This window comes from Geodermatophilus amargosae (assembly GCF_041028265.1).
Taxonomy (GTDB): Bacteria; Actinomycetota; Actinomycetes; order Mycobacteriales; family Geodermatophilaceae; genus Geodermatophilus; species Geodermatophilus amargosae_A.
Genome location: NZ_JABGCW010000023.1, coordinates 58,129 through 72,296, shown reverse-complemented (window position 1 = coordinate 72,296; position 14,168 = coordinate 58,129). Strand labels below are relative to the sequence as shown.

Sequence of the window (14,168 nt, the reverse complement as noted above, 5' to 3'; positions counted from 1 at the left end):
CCACCCAGGCGCTGAGCCAGACCCGCGTCGCCGTCGACGAGTTGTCCCGGATGGCCGCCGACCTGCGCACCAGCGTCGCCCGCTTCACCTACTGATCCCCCGCCGTCCCGCGGCCGGCCCACCCGGCCGGTCGCGGGACGGCCCCGCACGCCACGCCCCCACACGGCACGCCCACCCGGCGCTCACCTTGAGTCCGGCGGTGGGCCGCCGAAGACCATCCGGGGACCGATCCGTCCCCTGCGCAGCGAGAGAGAAGGCACCGGTGGACGGTCTGGACGACATCGTCGAGGAGTTCCTCGTCGAGAGCCACGAGAACCTCGACCAGCTCGACACGGACCTGGTCGCGCTGGAGCAGGAGCCCGACTCCCGCGAGCGGCTCTCGAGCATCTTCCGCACCATCCACACGATCAAGGGGACCAGCGGCTTCCTGGCCTTCGGCCGGCTGGAGGAGGTCACCCACGTCGGGGAGAACATGCTCTCCCGGCTGCGGGACGGCGTCCTGGCGCTGACCCCCGAGCGCACCAGCGTGCTGCTGCGGATGGTCGACACCGTCCGCTCGCTGCTCGCCTCGATCGAGGCCACCGGCGGTGAGGGCGGCGTGGACGTCTCCGCCGTCGTCGCCGAGATCAGCGCCGCGATGGAGGACCGCCCGGCCCCGGCCGCCGTCGCCTCCCCCGCCGTCGCCTCCCCCGCTGTCGTGGCCGCGGCCGACGAGGCGGTGGCCGAGCCCGTCGCCGCGGAGCCCGTCCCCGTCGAGCCCGTCCCCGCCGAGCCCGTCGCCGCCGCGGCCGTCGTCGAGGCCGCCGCGGCCGTGGTCGAGGCCGCCGCCGAGACGGTGCAGGAGGAGGCGCACGAGGAGCACGCCGACGAGGCGCACGACGAGCACGCCGGCACCGCGCGTCCCGAGGGCCAGGGCGGCCAGCAGCGCCGCGCCGTCGCCGACTCGACCATCCGCGTCGACGTCGACCTGCTCGACTCGCTGATGCTGCTGGTCGGGGAGCTGGTGCTCACCCGCAACCAGATCGTCCAGTACGTGGGCCGCTCCACCGACACCGACCTGGTGCGCGCCTCGCAGCGCCTCAACCTCATCGCCAGCGAGCTGCAGGAGGGCGTCATGAAGACGCGCATGCAGCCGATCGACCACATCTGGTCCAAGCTGCCGCGCGTCGTCCGCGACCTCGGCATCCAGTGCGGCAAGACCGTGCGCCTGGAGATGGAGGGCAGGGACACCGAGCTCGACAAGACGCTGCTCGAGGCGGTCAAGGACCCGCTGACCCACCTCGTCCGCAACTCCGTCGACCACGGCATCGAGTCCCCCGACCGCCGCCGCGCCGCGGGCAAGTCCCCCGAGGGCGTGCTGACCCTGCGCGCGAAGCACGAGAGCGGGCAGGTCGTCGTCGAGGTCGCCGACGACGGCGCCGGCATCGACCCGGTGAAGATCGGCGCCAAGGCCGTCGAGCGGGGCCTGGTCACCGCCGACCAGCTCTCCCGCATGGGCCCGCAGGACGTCCTGCAGATGATCTTCGCGCCCGGCTTCTCGACCGCCGCCGCGGTCACCAACGTCTCCGGCCGCGGTGTCGGCATGGACGTCGTCAAGACCAACATCGAGTCCATCGGCGGCACGATCGAGGTCGAGTCCGAGCCCGGCCGCGGCACCGTCTGCCGGCTGCGCATCCCGCTGACCCTGGCGATCGTCCCGGCGCTGACCGTCGAGTGCGCCGGCGACCGCTACGCCATCCCGCAGATCAGCCTGCAGGAGCTGGTCAGCCTCGACGCCGAGAAGGCCGCCAACGCCGTCGAGGAGGTCGGCGGCGCCCCGGTCTACCGGCTGCGCGGCGAGCTGCTGCCCCTCGTCCGGCTCACCGACGTCCTCGGCCTGACCTCCGACCGGCACGACGGCCACGTGGTCATCGCCGTGCTGCGCTCGGAGGGCCGGCGCTTCGGCCTCGTCGTCGACCGCGTGATCAACACCGAGGAGATCGTGGTCAAGGCCGTCGGCGGCCAGCTCAAGGCGATCGGCCTGTACTCCGGCGCGACCGTCCTCGGCGACGGCGCGGTGGCGCTCATCCTCGACGTGCAGGCCCTGGCCCGCCGCGCCCTGCGCACCGAGACCGCCGAGCGGCAGGAGGCCCGCGAGGCCGCCGCCGCTGCCGGTGCCGCGGCCGCCGAGACCGAGCGGCAGCGGATGCTGCTGGCCGCGATCGGCGAGGGCCGCCGCGTGGCGATCCCGCTGGACACCGTCACCCGCCTCGAGCAGGTGCGCGCCGAGTCCGTCGAGCGGGTCGGCAACCGGGAGGTCGTGCAGTACCGCGGCGCGATCCTGCCGATCGTCCGCCTCGACCGGCACCTGGGCGCCTACGGCACCAACGACCGCGAGGTGCTCGAGGTCATCGTCTACAGCGACCACGGCCGCAGCGTCGCGATCGTCGTCGAGGAGATCCTCGACATCGTCGACGGCGGGGCCGCCGTCCGCAGCGACATCGACGACCTCGGCCTGCTCGGCTCCGCCGTCCTCGGCGACAAGGTGACCGAGCTGCTCGACGTCCGCGCCGCCATCCTCGCGGCCGACCCGGCGTTCTACGCCACCACCGCCCCCGCGTCCGCACTCCTGGAGGTCTGACGTGACGACCGCGACCGACACCCCCGCCCGCGCCACCAGCGGCCAGCTGGCGACCTTCCGGCTCGACGGCGACCTGTACGGCGTCGAGGTGGAGCACGTGCAGGAGGTGCTGCGCAGCCAGGTCCTGACCCGGGTGCCGCTGGCGCCGCCGGCCGTCGCCGGGCTGATCAACCTGCGCGGCCAGGTGGTCACGGCCATCGAGCTGCGCGAGCGGCTCGGTCGCCCGCCGCGGCCGGCCGGCACCGACGCCGTCGTCATCGTCGTGCGGCTGCACGGCGAGGCGGTGAGCCTGCTGGTCGACTCGATCGCCGACGTCGTCGACGTCGACGCGACCGACTTCGAGGCCCCGCCGGACACCCTCGACGGGCAGGCCCGTGAGCTCATCCGCGGCGCCTACAAGCTCGACGGGACGCTGCTGCTGGCCCTCGACGTCCAGAAGGCCGTCGGCGCCTGACGGCGGACCTCCCGTGACGCGGAGTCACCTCTGGGTCACCTGACGACTTCCGACACGCGGCCGTCACCCATCGCCCCTCCGGCGATCGGGTGACGGCCGCGTGGCGTTCCGGGGGGATCGCGGCCAGCATGGTCTGGCCGCCGTCCTCTGGCGGTGCCGTCGGAGGGGGAGACGTGCCGTACTCGCTGGTCAGCGCTGCCACGCTGGGGTTCGACCTGGTCCGCCTGCCCGCCGGCCGGGCGGTGGCCGACGTGCTGCTCACCGGGCTCACCGCCGGTCCCGCCGAGCTCACCGCGCTGGCCGAAGGCGCCCGCAGCCGCGGCGCCGACCGCGAGCAGCGCACCGTGCTGGCCGTGCGCGCCCGCCGCGCCCGCGAGCTGGCCGCCGCGGTCCCGCAGCTGCGCTCGGTGTCCCCGGGGACGGGGGAGGACCGCACCGCCGTCCTGGTCGCCCAGCTCGAGCGCGGCACCATCGGCAACGCCGCGTCCCTCGAGCGGCTGCTGCGCGAGGACGTCCTCGGTCCCGAGCACCGGCCCGCCGCGGACGCGGACGACGACGTCCGCGAGCAGGCCGCCGAGGTGCTCGCCGACGCCGCGGTGGGGGAGTGGGCCGCCGACGTGCTGCCTCCGCTGGTCCACCGGGAGCTCGTGGCGCCCTTCGCCGCCGTCGTCCCCGACGCGGCCACCCGCGGCGCCGGCACCGATCTCGGGCCGGGCACGCCGGAGCTGGCCTCGCTGCTGGCCACCTTCGCCGGCCTCGACGCCCGCGGCCGCGACCGCTGGCGGGCCGCCGTCGACGAGGGCCGGACCGCGCAGCGCCCGTGGGCCACCGCCATGCACGAGGCGTCCTGGGCCGCCCACGTCTCCGGCCGCACCCGCACGCTGGCCACCGCCCAGCTGCTCGCCGTGCGCGCGTTCGCCGGCGGCGGCTTCGACGCCGCCGACGGCGCCGCGGGCTCGTGGAACGCCCTCGCCGGCGTCGTCCAGGCGTTCACGATGGGCGACCTGCTCGACGGCAGTGCCCTCGGCGTCCTGCTCGCCCCCTGGCACCGCGTCACCGGCCGCTGAGACACCCGCGGCGCCGGCCGCCCCGCCCGACCGCTGTCGATCATCGGCTGCCTGCACGAGACGCGGCACGACACGCCGCCGCAGCGTGCACTCGTCCGATGATCGACGGGCGTCCCCGCAGGTCGGGGCCGCGCGCGCCGGATGAGGCGCCTGCCGTCCGGGTCGACATGTGCCCGCGGCCCCCGCGGTCAGCGCACCTCCCGTAACGGTTGCGCGGTCCCGGTCAACACGACGGGTGGGACGGCCGACAACTCCTGGGACAGGCGAGACGGGTGGGAGACCCGGGGGCCGTTCCGGATCAGGCCCCGGAGCTGACCTTGACACCTCCTGCTGCGCTGCCGAGACCCCGACGACGGCCCTCCCCGGCCGGTCGCCGCTGGAGCTGGAGGACGTGTGGACCCGATCCGGGTGCTGGTGGTCGACGACTCGGTCGTCGTGCGCAAGATCGTGACCGACGTGCTCTCCTCCGACCCGGCCATCGAGGTCGTCGGGACGGCGGTCAACGGCAAGCTCGCGCTGACCAAGCTGGACACGCTCAAGCCGGACCTGGTCACGATGGACATCGAGATGCCGGAGATGGACGGCATCGAGGCGGTGCGCGCCATCCGGGCCCGCCGCAACCGCGTGCCCATCGTCATGTTCAGCACGCTCACCGAGCGCGGCGCCTCGGCCACCCTCGACGCGCTGTCGTCGGGCGCCAACGACTACGTCACGAAGCCGGCCAACGTCGGCAGCGTCGCGCAGTCGATGGAGAGCGTGCGCCAGCAGCTCATCCCCAAGATCAAGGCCCTCACCGGCCGCCCGACGGGTCTCGGCGCCGCGCCCGCGCGCCCGGCCGCCGCGCCCGTCGCGGCCCGCCCGCCCGCGCCGCGCAGCGCGCCGCACAAGGCCCCCGCGGTGCTGGTCATCGGCTCCTCGACCGGCGGCCCCGAGGCCCTGGCGAAGGTGCTGCCCGCGCTCCCGGCCACCCTGCCGGTGCCGGTGCTGCTCGTGCAGCACATGCCCCCGGTCTTCACCCGCCAGTTCGCCCAGCGGCTCGACCGCCTCAGCGCCCTGCGCGTGGTCGAGGCCGTCGACGGCACGCCGCTGCAGCCCGGCACCGTGCACCTCGCCCCCGGCGACCACCACCTCACCGTGCGCGGCACCGGCCGCGGCGCGACGACGATGCTGTCGCAGGGCCCGCCGGAGAACTTCTGCCGTCCCGCCGTCGACCCGCTCTTCCGCTCCGCGGTCACCGCCTACGACGGCGCCGTCCTCGCCGTGGTGCTGACCGGCATGGGCTCCGACGGCCGCAACGGCGCGGGCGTCATCCGCGACGCCGGCGGCACCGTCGTCGTCCAGGACCAGGCCACCTCGGTGGTCTGGGGCATGCCCGGCGCCGTCGCCTCCGCCGGCCTGGCCGACGAGGTCCTGCCCCTGGACCGCGTGGCCGAGGCCGTCACCCGCCACCTCGCGCGCGCCCTCCCGCCGCAGCCCGCCCACCTGACCCTCGCGACGGGAGCCCGCAGATGACCCTCACCGCCACCCGCTTCGACTGGGTGCGCCAGCTGGTGCACCGCGAGAGCGCGATCGTCCTGGCCCCGGGCAAGGAGTACCTGGTCGAGGCCCGGCTGCTGCCGCTGGCCCGCAAGATGGGCCTGGCCGACGTCGACCAGTACGTCGACAGCGTGCGCAGCCGCCCACGGCCGGACGACACCCGCTCCATCGTCGAGGCGCTCACCACGAACGAGACCTCGTGGTTCCGCGACGGCGACCCGTTCACCACCCTGACCTCGACCGTGCTGCCCTCGCTGCTGTCCGCCCGCGGGCCCGCCGAGCGGCTGCAGATCTGGTCGGCGGCGTGCTCCAGCGGCCAGGAGGCCTACACGGTCGCCATGCTGCTCGAGGACGCGATGCCCAACGCGTCGACGCGGGTCTCGATCACCGCCACGGACATCTCCCGGGAGATGGTCGAGCGCACGCGGGCCGGCCGGTTCAGCCAGCTCGAGGTCAACCGCGGCCTGCCCGCGCCCATGCTGGTCCGCCACTTCCAGCGGGCCGGCAGCGAGTGGGAGGTCGCGCCGGGCCTGCGGCGCATGGTCACCGCGCGCGAGTGCAACCTGGCCGCCCCGCTGCCGCGCATGGGCCCCTTCGACGTCGTGTACCTGCGCAACGTCCTCATCTACTTCGACCTGCCGACCAAGCAGGCGATCCTCCGCCGGGTGCGCGAGCTCATGCGCCCCGACGGCTGGCTGTTCCTCGGTGCCGCCGAGACCACCCTCGGCGTCGACGACTCCTGGAGCCGGGTCGTCCTCGGCCGCAGCTCCGCCTACCGCCCGCTGAAGGGGGCATGACCGTGCGCGCTCTGGTGATCGACGACTCCCGCGCCATGCGGCGCATCGTGACCGGCACCCTCGAGGGGTTCGGCTACGAGACGCGGCAGGCCGGGCACGGGCAGGAGGCGCTCGACGTCCTGCACGAGGGCTGGGTGCCCGACCTCTGCACGATCGACTGGAACATGCCGGTGATGGACGGCCTGCAGTTCGTCAACGTCGTCCGGTCGAACCCGGCCTGGCGGGCGGTGACGCTGATGATGGTCACCTCCGAGAGCGAGCACGGCCAGATCGTGCGCGCGCTGGCCGCCGGCGCCCACGAGTACGTCATCAAGCCGTTCACCGCCGACGCCCTCCGCGACAAGCTCGCGCTGCTCGGCCTGCTCCCGCAGGAGGTCTCCCTGTGACCGCCCCCACCGACAGCGGCGAGCGCCGCCGCGCCGGCGACCGTCCCCCGCCGATCACCGAGCTGATCGACGAGGCGACGGTCCGGGAGATCACCGAGCAGGCGTGGCTCGCCCTCGTCGGCGAGGACGAGGCGCTCGTCCCGCTGCCGGCACCGATGCCGGCCGACGCGCGCAGCTCCTGGGTCGAGATCGTCGGCCCCTGGACCGGCAGCGTCGTCCTGACCTGCGGCCGGCAGACGGCGCTGGCGCTCACCCACGCGCTGCTCCGCGAGCACGCCCCCGAGGTGCTCGAGGAGGAGGACGTCGACGACGCGCTGGGCGAGCTGGCCAACGTCGTCGGCGGCAACGTCAAGGCCGTCCTCCCCGGCCCGTCGGTCCTCGGCCTGCCCGAGACCGGTTCCACCCCACCCCCCGGCCGCGAGGCCGACACCTGCCGCGTCGACGTCCTGTGGCGCGGCGAGCCGCTGACCGTCTCCGTGCAGTCGCACGCCGAGCGAGAGAACGAGGTGCCCCTGTGAAGATCCTGGTCGCCGACGACAGCCGCGTCATGCGGCAGATCGTCATCCGCACCCTGCGGCAGGCCGGCTACGACGACCACGACATCGTCGAGGCCGAGGACGGCCGCGACGCCTACGACAAGGTCCGGAGCGAGAGCCCCGACCTGGTCCTGTCGGACTGGAACATGCCGAACATGACCGGCCTGGAGTGCCTGCAGGCGCTGCGCGGCTCGGGCTCGTCGGTCCCCTTCGGCTTCGTCACCTCCGAGGGCTCGGCGGAGATGCGGGAGAAGGCCGCCGACGCCGGCGCGCTGTTCCTCATCGCCAAGCCGTTCACCGCGGACACCTTCGCCGAGCACCTCGAGGGGGTGCTGGCGTGACCGCGCCGCTCACCGTCGTCCTGCCCGACGCCAAGGCCGTCAAGGACATGCTCTCGGGCCTGGTCGGCAAGCCGGTGGGCGTCGCCCCCGGCGCCCCGGTCACGCCGACCGCGAAGGACCCCGTCTCGGTCGCGGTCTACGTCAGCCCCTCGATGGCGGTCAACGCCCTGTGCGTCATGGACCTGCCGCTGGCGGCCTGGACCGGCGGCGCGCTGGCCCTGCTGCCCCCCGGCGGCGTCCAGGACGTCGTCGAGGAGGACGGCGAGCTCACCACGATGCTCACCGAGGCCCTCCACGAGGTCGTCAACGTCCTGTCGGCGCTGTTCAACGTGCCGGGTGCCCCGCACTCGAAGCTGCACGCGTCCTACGCCCCCGGCGACGACCTGCCGGGCGACGTCGCCGGCATGCTCGCCGCCTTCAACCGGCTCGACCTCGCGGTCGAGGTCCCCGGCTACGGCAAGGGCCGTCTCTCTCTGGTCGTGCCGTGACACGGTCGTCCTCCCGGACGACAGCGCGGCCACGAGCCGTCCCCGCCGGGCGCTGAGCACCACCGTCGCGTCCGGCGGGGACCCTCCGGGCCCGCCACCGGCCACGACACGGACCGCCCCGGGGCGGCGCCGGGACTCCCGTCCCCGCCGCCCCGGGCGCACTCACCCGGAGTCCCCGTGACGGGCAGACTCCGGCCGTGGCCCGGGACCTGCGCATCTGCTTCGTCGGCGACTCCTTCACCGCGGGCACCGGCGACCCGACCGGCGCCGGGTGGGTCGGCCCCGTCCTGGCGGCCCTGCGGGCCGACGGGGTCGCGGTGACCGGCTACCCCCTCGGGGTCCGCCGCGAGACCTCCCTGGACATCGCCCGGCGCTGGTACCCCGAGGTCCGCGCCCGGCTGCGGGACGGCACCGACCACCGCGTCGTCCTCTCCTTCGGCGCCAACGACGTCTCGGCGCCCACGGGCCGCCCGCGCGTTCCGCAGGAGCGCACCCTCGACGTCCTCGCCGCGGTGCTCGACGAGGCGCACGCGGCCGGGTGGCCCGCCTTCGTCACCGGCCCGCCGCCCGCCCCCGGCGACGGCGCGCAGACCGGGCGCGCGCTCGCCCTGTCGGCCGCCATGGCCGAGGTGGCGGCCGCACGCGGTGTCCCGTTCACCGACCTGGCCGCACCGCTGGCCACCGACCCGTCCTGGGCCGAGGCCGTGCGCGCCGGCGACGGCATCCACCCCGACGTCCGCGGCTACCGGCTGCTCGCCGGCCTGCTGCTGCCCCCGCTGCGGGCCTGGCTGGGCTGAGGGGTCAGGCCGAGGTGACCGCGCACTCGTCGATCGCCGTGGGCAGGCAGGCCCACACGTGCTTGCACCCGTCGTCGACGTACCACCCGTGCGCCACCGACAGCCGCGCCACCAGGTAGAGGCCCAGGCCGCCCTTCGCGGGGTCCCGGCCCACGGCCGGCGCCGGCATCGAGTCGGGGTCGCGGTCGCTGACGTCGAGCAGCCAGCCGCCGGTCCCGGCGACCACCGTCGCCACCACCGGGCACACCCCGTGGCGCAGCGCGTTGGACGCCAGCTCGTCGAAAGCCAGGATCATCCGGTCGGCGGCCGGGTCGTCGGGGTCGCGGGGGAAACCGATCGCGCTCAGGTGGTCCCGGAGCCCCGCCCGCGCGGCGGGCAGCTCGGCCAGGTCCCCGAGGTCCGTGCGCCACAGGTCGCCCCGGCCGTCGGGCAACGGGCGCAGCGGCCAGGCAAGTCGGCCCATGACCTCTCTCCGTCGTCGTCCAGTTCCTCTGGGACGACGACTCGGTGCCCAGCCGGCCGGCCGGCCAACCCTTCCGGCGCCCTCCTGGCCCCGCGGGGTGAGGCGGATCTCGGCGTCACGCCGCCCCGACGGAGACGGCGACCAGCGCGACGTCGTCCTGCGGCGTGCCCTGCACCAGGCGGGCGAGCAGCTCGTCGCACAGGGCCGGCAGCGGTGCCCCGGCGAGCTCGGCCAGCGTGCGGTGCAACCGGGCGGTGTCCGCGTCCAGCGTGCTGCCGCGCCGCTCGACCAGCCCGTCGGTGTGCAGCAGGACGGTCGTCCCGGGTGCCAGGTCCACGGTCGCCTCGCGCCGCACCGCAGCCGCGTCCACGCCGAGCATCAGGTCGCCCTCCCTCCTGCCGTGGTCCAGGGCCCGCACCCGGCCGTCGGGCAGCAGCAGCACCGGCGGCGGGTGGCCGGCGTTGGCCCAGCGCAGTCGCCGGCCGCCGTCCTCCAGCCGGGCGACCGCGGCCGTGGCGAGCGTGCCCCCGTGCATGGTGGCCATCGCCTCGTCCAGGCCGCGCAGCACCTCGGCCGGCCCCGCGCCGCCGCGGTGCGCCACCCCCCGCAGCAGCCCGCGCAGCTGCCCCATCGCGGCCGCGGCCGCGGTGTCGTGGCCGACGACGTCGCCGATGACGACGACCGGGTCGCCGGCGGGGGAGCGGAAGGCGTCGTACCAGTCCCCGCCCACGCGTGCCGCCTCGGCGGCGGGCACGTACCGCACCACGACCTCCAGGCCGGCGAACGCCGGCGGCTCGGTGAGCAGGCTGCGCTGCAGCGCCTCCGCCAGCTGGATCTGCCGGTTCTGCCGCCCGACCCGGTCCACCGCGCGCCCGGCCTGGACCGCGACGGCGCAGGCGGTGGCGAGGTCGGTCCCGCCCATCGCCCGGCCGGCGTCGAGGTACAGGGTGAGCACGCCGACGGTCCGGGACTCGGCGGGCAGCGGCAGCACGACCACCGACTCCGCGCGCAGGTCGCGCAGCATCCCCCGCGTCGTCTGGTCGGTCATGACCGCCAGGACCTCCGACACCGCGGTGCTCACCGGCGTCCCCGCGCGCAGCGCCCGTGCCACGGGCGAGGCGGCCGGCAGCCGGTCGAGCCGCACCCGCGCGTAGCGGGCGAGCAGGGCGCGGCGCTCGGGGTCGGCGTGCCACGAGCCGACGTCGCGGGCGCGGCCCTCCCGGTCGACGACGGTGACCACGCAGCCGTCGGTGAGCACCGGGACCACCAGCCGCGCGAGCCGGCCCAGCGCCGAGACGCCGTCGAGCGCCCCGGACAGCTCGGCCGCGACCCGCACGAGCAGCGTGGCGCGGGCCGCCGCGCGGTCGGCCTGCTCCTGCACCGCCCGGCGGCCGGACACGTCGGCCACGGTCACCGCGAGCCCCTCCGCCCCCGGCACGGCCCGCACCTCGTACCAGCCCCCCTCCCCGGCCGCGACGGTCACCGGCTCGCCGGAGCCGGCCGCCTCGGTGCAGGCCTGGGCCAGGGCGTGACCGGGGCTGCCGGTGACGCCGTCGTCGAGCGGCCGGCCGACGAGCACGGCGGCGCCCCGTCCCAGCAGCCGCTCGGCGGCGGCGTTGAGCCAGGTGAGCCGCCCGGCCGGGTCGAGCGCGAGGACGGCGACCGGCAGCCGGTCGACCAACCCGGCCAGCGCGCGGGCGCCGAGGGGGGAGGAGACGGGCACGGTCGGCTGGGCGCGGAGCGGGGGTCTCAGCGGATCGGCCATGCCCACACCCCCTCGCCGGCCCGTCCGGACGTCGTCGGCCCCCTGATCGTGGCGGGTGCGGACCGCGCTGCCAACGGGTCACGCGGCGCGTCGTGATCACCCGGACCGGTACGGCTACCTCGGCGTACGCCCCGCCATGGGGGAGCATGTGGCGCATGACCCCGGACGGCGCCGCCCCGCCGCCCCGCGACCTGCTGGTCCAGGCCGTGGAGGGGATGGACCGGCCGCTGTTCGTCCTCGACGCCGACTGGCGCTTCAGCTACGTCAACCCCGCGGGCGCCGCGGTGCTCGACCGCACCGTGGACGCCCTGCAGGGCCAGGGGATCTGGGAGCAGTTCCCCGAGGCGGTCGGCGGCCCGTTCGAGGAGCTGTACCGGCACGTCCGGGAGACGGGGGAGTCCGGCTCGACCGAGGCCTGGTTCGGCCCGCTGGGCAGGTGGTTCCGCGCCGACGCCTTCCTCACCGGCGCCGGCCTGGTGGTCACCTACGACGACGTCACGCTGCGCCGGCGCACGGAGGAGGAGCGCGCCGCGGCCGTCGCGGCGCGCGAGGCGGCCGCCGCGCAGGCCGCCGCGGCGGCGGCGCACGCCGAGGCCTCGGCCCGCCACCTCGTGCTGCTCGGCGACATCAGCCAGGCCATGACCGCCACCACCGACGTCGACGAGGCCGTCGCGCGGTTCGCCGCGCTGGTCGTCCCGCTGCTGGCCGACTGGTGCCTGGTCAGCGTGGTCGACCCCGACGGCACCCGCCGCGACGTCGGCCGCGCGCACAGCGATCCCGCGATGGTCGGCGCCATGCACCGCTACGCCGACCTGCGGGTGCGGAGCAACCGCCCCGCGGCGCCGGTGCCCACGGCGCTGGCCAGCGGCCGGCCGGTGGTCATCGCCGACCTCACCGAGGACGACGTCGCGGCGATGGTCGCCGACGAGGTGGGCCGCGAGGCGCTGGAGCCGCTGCGCCCCTCCGCCGTCGCCACCTTCCCGCTCCTGGCCCGCGGGGAGCAGTTCGGCGCGTTCACGCTCGTCAACGGCCCGGCCCGGGGACCGCACACCGAGCTCGAGCTGCGCACGGCCGAGATCGCCTCCCGGCGGGCCGCCCTGGCGCTGGACAACGCCCGGCTGGCCGGCGCCGCCGCACAGGTGGCCGAGCGGATGCAGCGCAGCCTGCTGTCCCCGCCGGTGCAGCCCGACCACCTCCAGCTCGCCGTCCGCTACCGGCCGGCCACCCGCGGGGTCTCGATCGGCGGCGACTGGTACGACGCCTTCCTGCAGCCCGACGGCGACACCGTGCTGGTCATCGGCGACGTCATGGGCCACGACATCGAGGCCGCCGCCGCGATGGGGCAGGTCAAGACCCTCGTCCGCGCCATCGCCTTCGACCGGCTCGAGGAGCCCGCCGGCGTGCTGCGCCGGGTCGACCACGCCCTCGTCGGCCTCGACGTGCCCGCGATGGCCACCGCGCTGGTCTGCCGGGTCGAGCAGGACGACACCGACCGGGCCGCGGGGATCCGCCGGCTGCGCTGGTCCTCGGCCGGGCACCCCGACCCGATGCTGCTGCTGCCCGACGGGACCGTGCGGGACCTCGCCGCGCCGGTCGGCCCGCCGCTGGGCATCGGGTGGCGCGGCCCGCGCGCCGACGGCGAGGTGCTGGTCCCGCCGGGGAGCACGCTGCTGCTGTTCACCGACGGCCTGTTCGAGCGGCGCGGCGTCCCCCTCGACGACAGCCGCCAGCAGCTCCGGGAGCTGCTGGCCGCCTCGGCGGGCCGGTCGCTGGACGACCTGTGCGACGGGCTGCTCGCCGGCATGCTCGGGGCGGGTGCCGAGGACGACGTCGCGGTGCTCGCCGTGCGGGCGCACCCGGTCGCGGGGGAGCGGCCCGCGGAGGCCGGCCCGGAGGTCCTGCCGCCGCTGCTCGGCCGCCCCGCCTGACCGCGCGGGCCGGCCGCCCCGCTCAGGCGCGCGCGGCCGCCGCCCGGACCTCGTCGGCGACCGCGGCCACGCCCTGCTCGGCCCACAGGATCGAGTAGTGGTTCGTGTCGGGCACCTCGCGGGCGGTGATCCCGGACGGCTCCAGCCCCAGCCCGGCCAGCCGCACCTCGTCGTAGAGGCCGGGCCGCTGGTCGAACAGGCCGCGGGTCGCCCACAGCAGCGTCGCGGGCACCGGCAGGGCGGTGGTGGCCTCGAGGACCCGCTCGTTGAGCAGCACGTCCCCGCCGTCCACGCGGACCGCCTCGGGCACGCACGCGCTGCGCAGCGGCGTCTCGCCGGGCACCAGGTCGCGGGAGAGGTAGGCGGCGACCGAGGGCACGTCCACCCACGGGCCGACGGCGGGGTGCCGCTCCCAGAACGCGCGGACGGCGGCCAGGTCGGGGAACGTCGTCGACAGCCGCTCCAGCGACGGGCCGAGGACGGCGGCGAGCTTGGCGTCGACGTCGGCGCCGGGCGGCTCGGCGAGGGCCAGGCCGCCGTCGACCAGGACCAGGCCGTGCACCCGGTCGCGGGCCGGGCCGGCCGCCGCCAGCGCCGCGACGAAGGCGCCCATGGAGTGGCCGACGAGCACGGTGGCGTCGGCACCGGCGTCGTCGTCGGCGCCGAACCGGTCGAGCAGGGTGGCGACGTCCTGGGCGTGCCGCTCCAGGCCGTAGGGGCCGGGCAGGCCGGCCGAGCCGGCGCGACCGCGCAGGTCGGGCGCGACCACCTCGAAGCCGCCGGCCAGCGCCGCCGCGACGCGGGCCCAGGCCATCGCGTTCGCGGTGATGCCGTGCACGAGCACCGCGATGGGGGAGCCGGGGGCGTCGGCCGCCCAGTACAGCGCCGAGAGGTCACCGCCGTCGACGGGGACGCTGATCTGGACCGGGTCACGGAGCTCTGCCACGGGCCCACCCTGCACGGTTCCGCGCCGAGCCGCTCGGTGCCCAC

14 protein-coding genes are annotated in these 14,168 nt (G+C 76.2%); 11 read left to right on the top strand and 3 right to left on the bottom strand.

Annotated elements, in window-relative coordinates; all coding sequences use genetic code 11:
* Positions 1-262 precede the first annotated feature (262 nt).
* From HLV61_RS22555 to HLV61_RS22510, 10 genes are all read left to right on the top strand, one after another.
* Positions 263-2,620, top strand: a complete 2,358-nt coding sequence (locus HLV61_RS22555) for a chemotaxis protein CheA (protein ID WP_369259583.1) — start codon at positions 263-265, stop codon at positions 2,618-2,620.
* Position 2,621: 1 nt separating this feature from the next.
* Positions 2,622-3,074, top strand: a complete 453-nt coding sequence (locus HLV61_RS22550) for a chemotaxis protein CheW (RefSeq protein WP_185938138.1) — start codon at positions 2,622-2,624, stop codon at positions 3,072-3,074.
* A 173-nt stretch (positions 3,075-3,247) separates the two neighbouring features.
* A complete protein-coding gene (locus tag HLV61_RS22545; RefSeq protein WP_369259581.1) occupies positions 3,248-4,141 on the top strand; it encodes a hypothetical protein in 894 nt (297 codons plus the stop codon).
* A gap of 393 nt (positions 4,142-4,534) precedes the next feature.
* Positions 4,535-5,653, top strand: coding sequence for a protein-glutamate methylesterase/protein-glutamine glutaminase (locus HLV61_RS22540; protein ID WP_369259579.1), 1,119 nt, complete (start codon positions 4,535-4,537; stop codon positions 5,651-5,653).
* Positions 5,650-6,474, top strand: a complete 825-nt coding sequence (locus HLV61_RS22535; RefSeq protein WP_369259577.1) for a CheR family methyltransferase — start codon at positions 5,650-5,652, stop codon at positions 6,472-6,474. Before HLV61_RS22540 ends, HLV61_RS22535 begins: the two co-directional genes overlap by 4 nt.
* Positions 6,471-6,860, top strand: coding sequence for a response regulator (locus tag HLV61_RS22530; protein WP_369259575.1), 390 nt, complete (start codon positions 6,471-6,473; stop codon positions 6,858-6,860). The genes HLV61_RS22535 and HLV61_RS22530 overlap by 4 nt, the downstream gene beginning before the upstream one ends.
* Complete coding sequence (locus HLV61_RS22525; protein ID WP_369259573.1) at positions 6,857-7,378, top strand: chemotaxis protein CheX; 522 nt, start codon at positions 6,857-6,859, stop codon at positions 7,376-7,378. The genes HLV61_RS22530 and HLV61_RS22525 overlap by 4 nt, the downstream gene beginning before the upstream one ends.
* A complete protein-coding gene (locus tag HLV61_RS22520) occupies positions 7,375-7,737 on the top strand; it encodes a response regulator (RefSeq protein ID WP_369259571.1) in 363 nt (120 codons plus the stop codon). The genes HLV61_RS22525 and HLV61_RS22520 overlap by 4 nt, the downstream gene beginning before the upstream one ends.
* The gene (locus HLV61_RS22515) at positions 7,734-8,225 is read left to right on the top strand and encodes a hypothetical protein (protein ID WP_369259569.1); all 492 of its coding nucleotides are present in this window, start codon (positions 7,734-7,736) and stop codon (positions 8,223-8,225) included. Before HLV61_RS22520 ends, HLV61_RS22515 begins: the two co-directional genes overlap by 4 nt.
* Positions 8,226-8,422: 197 nt before the next feature.
* On the top strand, positions 8,423-9,022 hold the full coding sequence (locus tag HLV61_RS22510; protein ID WP_369259567.1) for a GDSL-type esterase/lipase family protein: 600 nt from the start codon (positions 8,423-8,425) through the stop codon (positions 9,020-9,022).
* 4 nt (positions 9,023-9,026) lie between these two features.
* Here HLV61_RS22510 and HLV61_RS22505 read toward each other — a convergent pair whose 3' ends face one another.
* Both HLV61_RS22505 and HLV61_RS22500 read right to left on the bottom strand, forming a co-directional pair.
* Positions 9,027-9,485 carry an ATP-binding protein gene (locus HLV61_RS22505; RefSeq protein ID WP_369259565.1) on the bottom strand — a complete coding sequence of 153 codons (459 nt, stop codon included), beginning with the start codon at positions 9,483-9,485 and terminating at the stop codon, positions 9,027-9,029.
* Between the two features lie 115 nt (positions 9,486-9,600).
* Entirely contained in the window at positions 9,601-11,250 is a 1,650-nt protein-coding gene (locus HLV61_RS22500) for a SpoIIE family protein phosphatase (protein WP_369259563.1), read from the bottom strand.
* 155 nt (positions 11,251-11,405) lie between these two features.
* Here HLV61_RS22500 and HLV61_RS22495 point away from each other — a divergent pair, with 155 nt between their 5' ends.
* Positions 11,406-13,178, top strand: a complete 1,773-nt coding sequence (locus tag HLV61_RS22495) for a SpoIIE family protein phosphatase (RefSeq protein ID WP_369259561.1) — start codon at positions 11,406-11,408, stop codon at positions 13,176-13,178.
* A gap of 22 nt (positions 13,179-13,200) precedes the next feature.
* On the opposite strand, the gene HLV61_RS22490 is transcribed toward HLV61_RS22495, so the two are convergent.
* The gene (locus HLV61_RS22490) at positions 13,201-14,124 is read right to left on the bottom strand and encodes an alpha/beta hydrolase (RefSeq protein WP_369259559.1); all 924 of its coding nucleotides are present in this window, start codon (positions 14,122-14,124) and stop codon (positions 13,201-13,203) included.
* Between the last annotated feature and the right edge of the window lie 44 nt (positions 14,125-14,168).

What these genes read in the sequence shown, in the direction of transcription:
- HLV61_RS22530 (WP_369259575.1), top strand. Translation starts at nt 6,471, where the DNA reads ATGACCGTGCGCGCTCTGGTGATCGACGACTCCCGCGCCATGCGGCGC.
- HLV61_RS22495 (WP_369259561.1), top strand. Translation starts at nt 11,406, where the DNA reads ATGACCCCGGACGGCGCCGCCCCGCCGCCCCGCGACCTGCTGGTCCAG.
- HLV61_RS22505 (WP_369259565.1), bottom strand. Translation starts at nt 9,485, where the DNA reads ATGGGCCGACTTGCCTGGCCGCTGCGCCCGTTGCCCGACGGCCGGGGC.
- HLV61_RS22535 (WP_369259577.1), top strand. Translation starts at nt 5,650, where the DNA reads ATGACCCTCACCGCCACCCGCTTCGACTGGGTGCGCCAGCTGGTGCAC.
- HLV61_RS22500 (WP_369259563.1), bottom strand. Translation starts at nt 11,250, where the DNA reads ATGGCCGATCCGCTGAGACCCCCGCTCCGCGCCCAGCCGACCGTGCCC.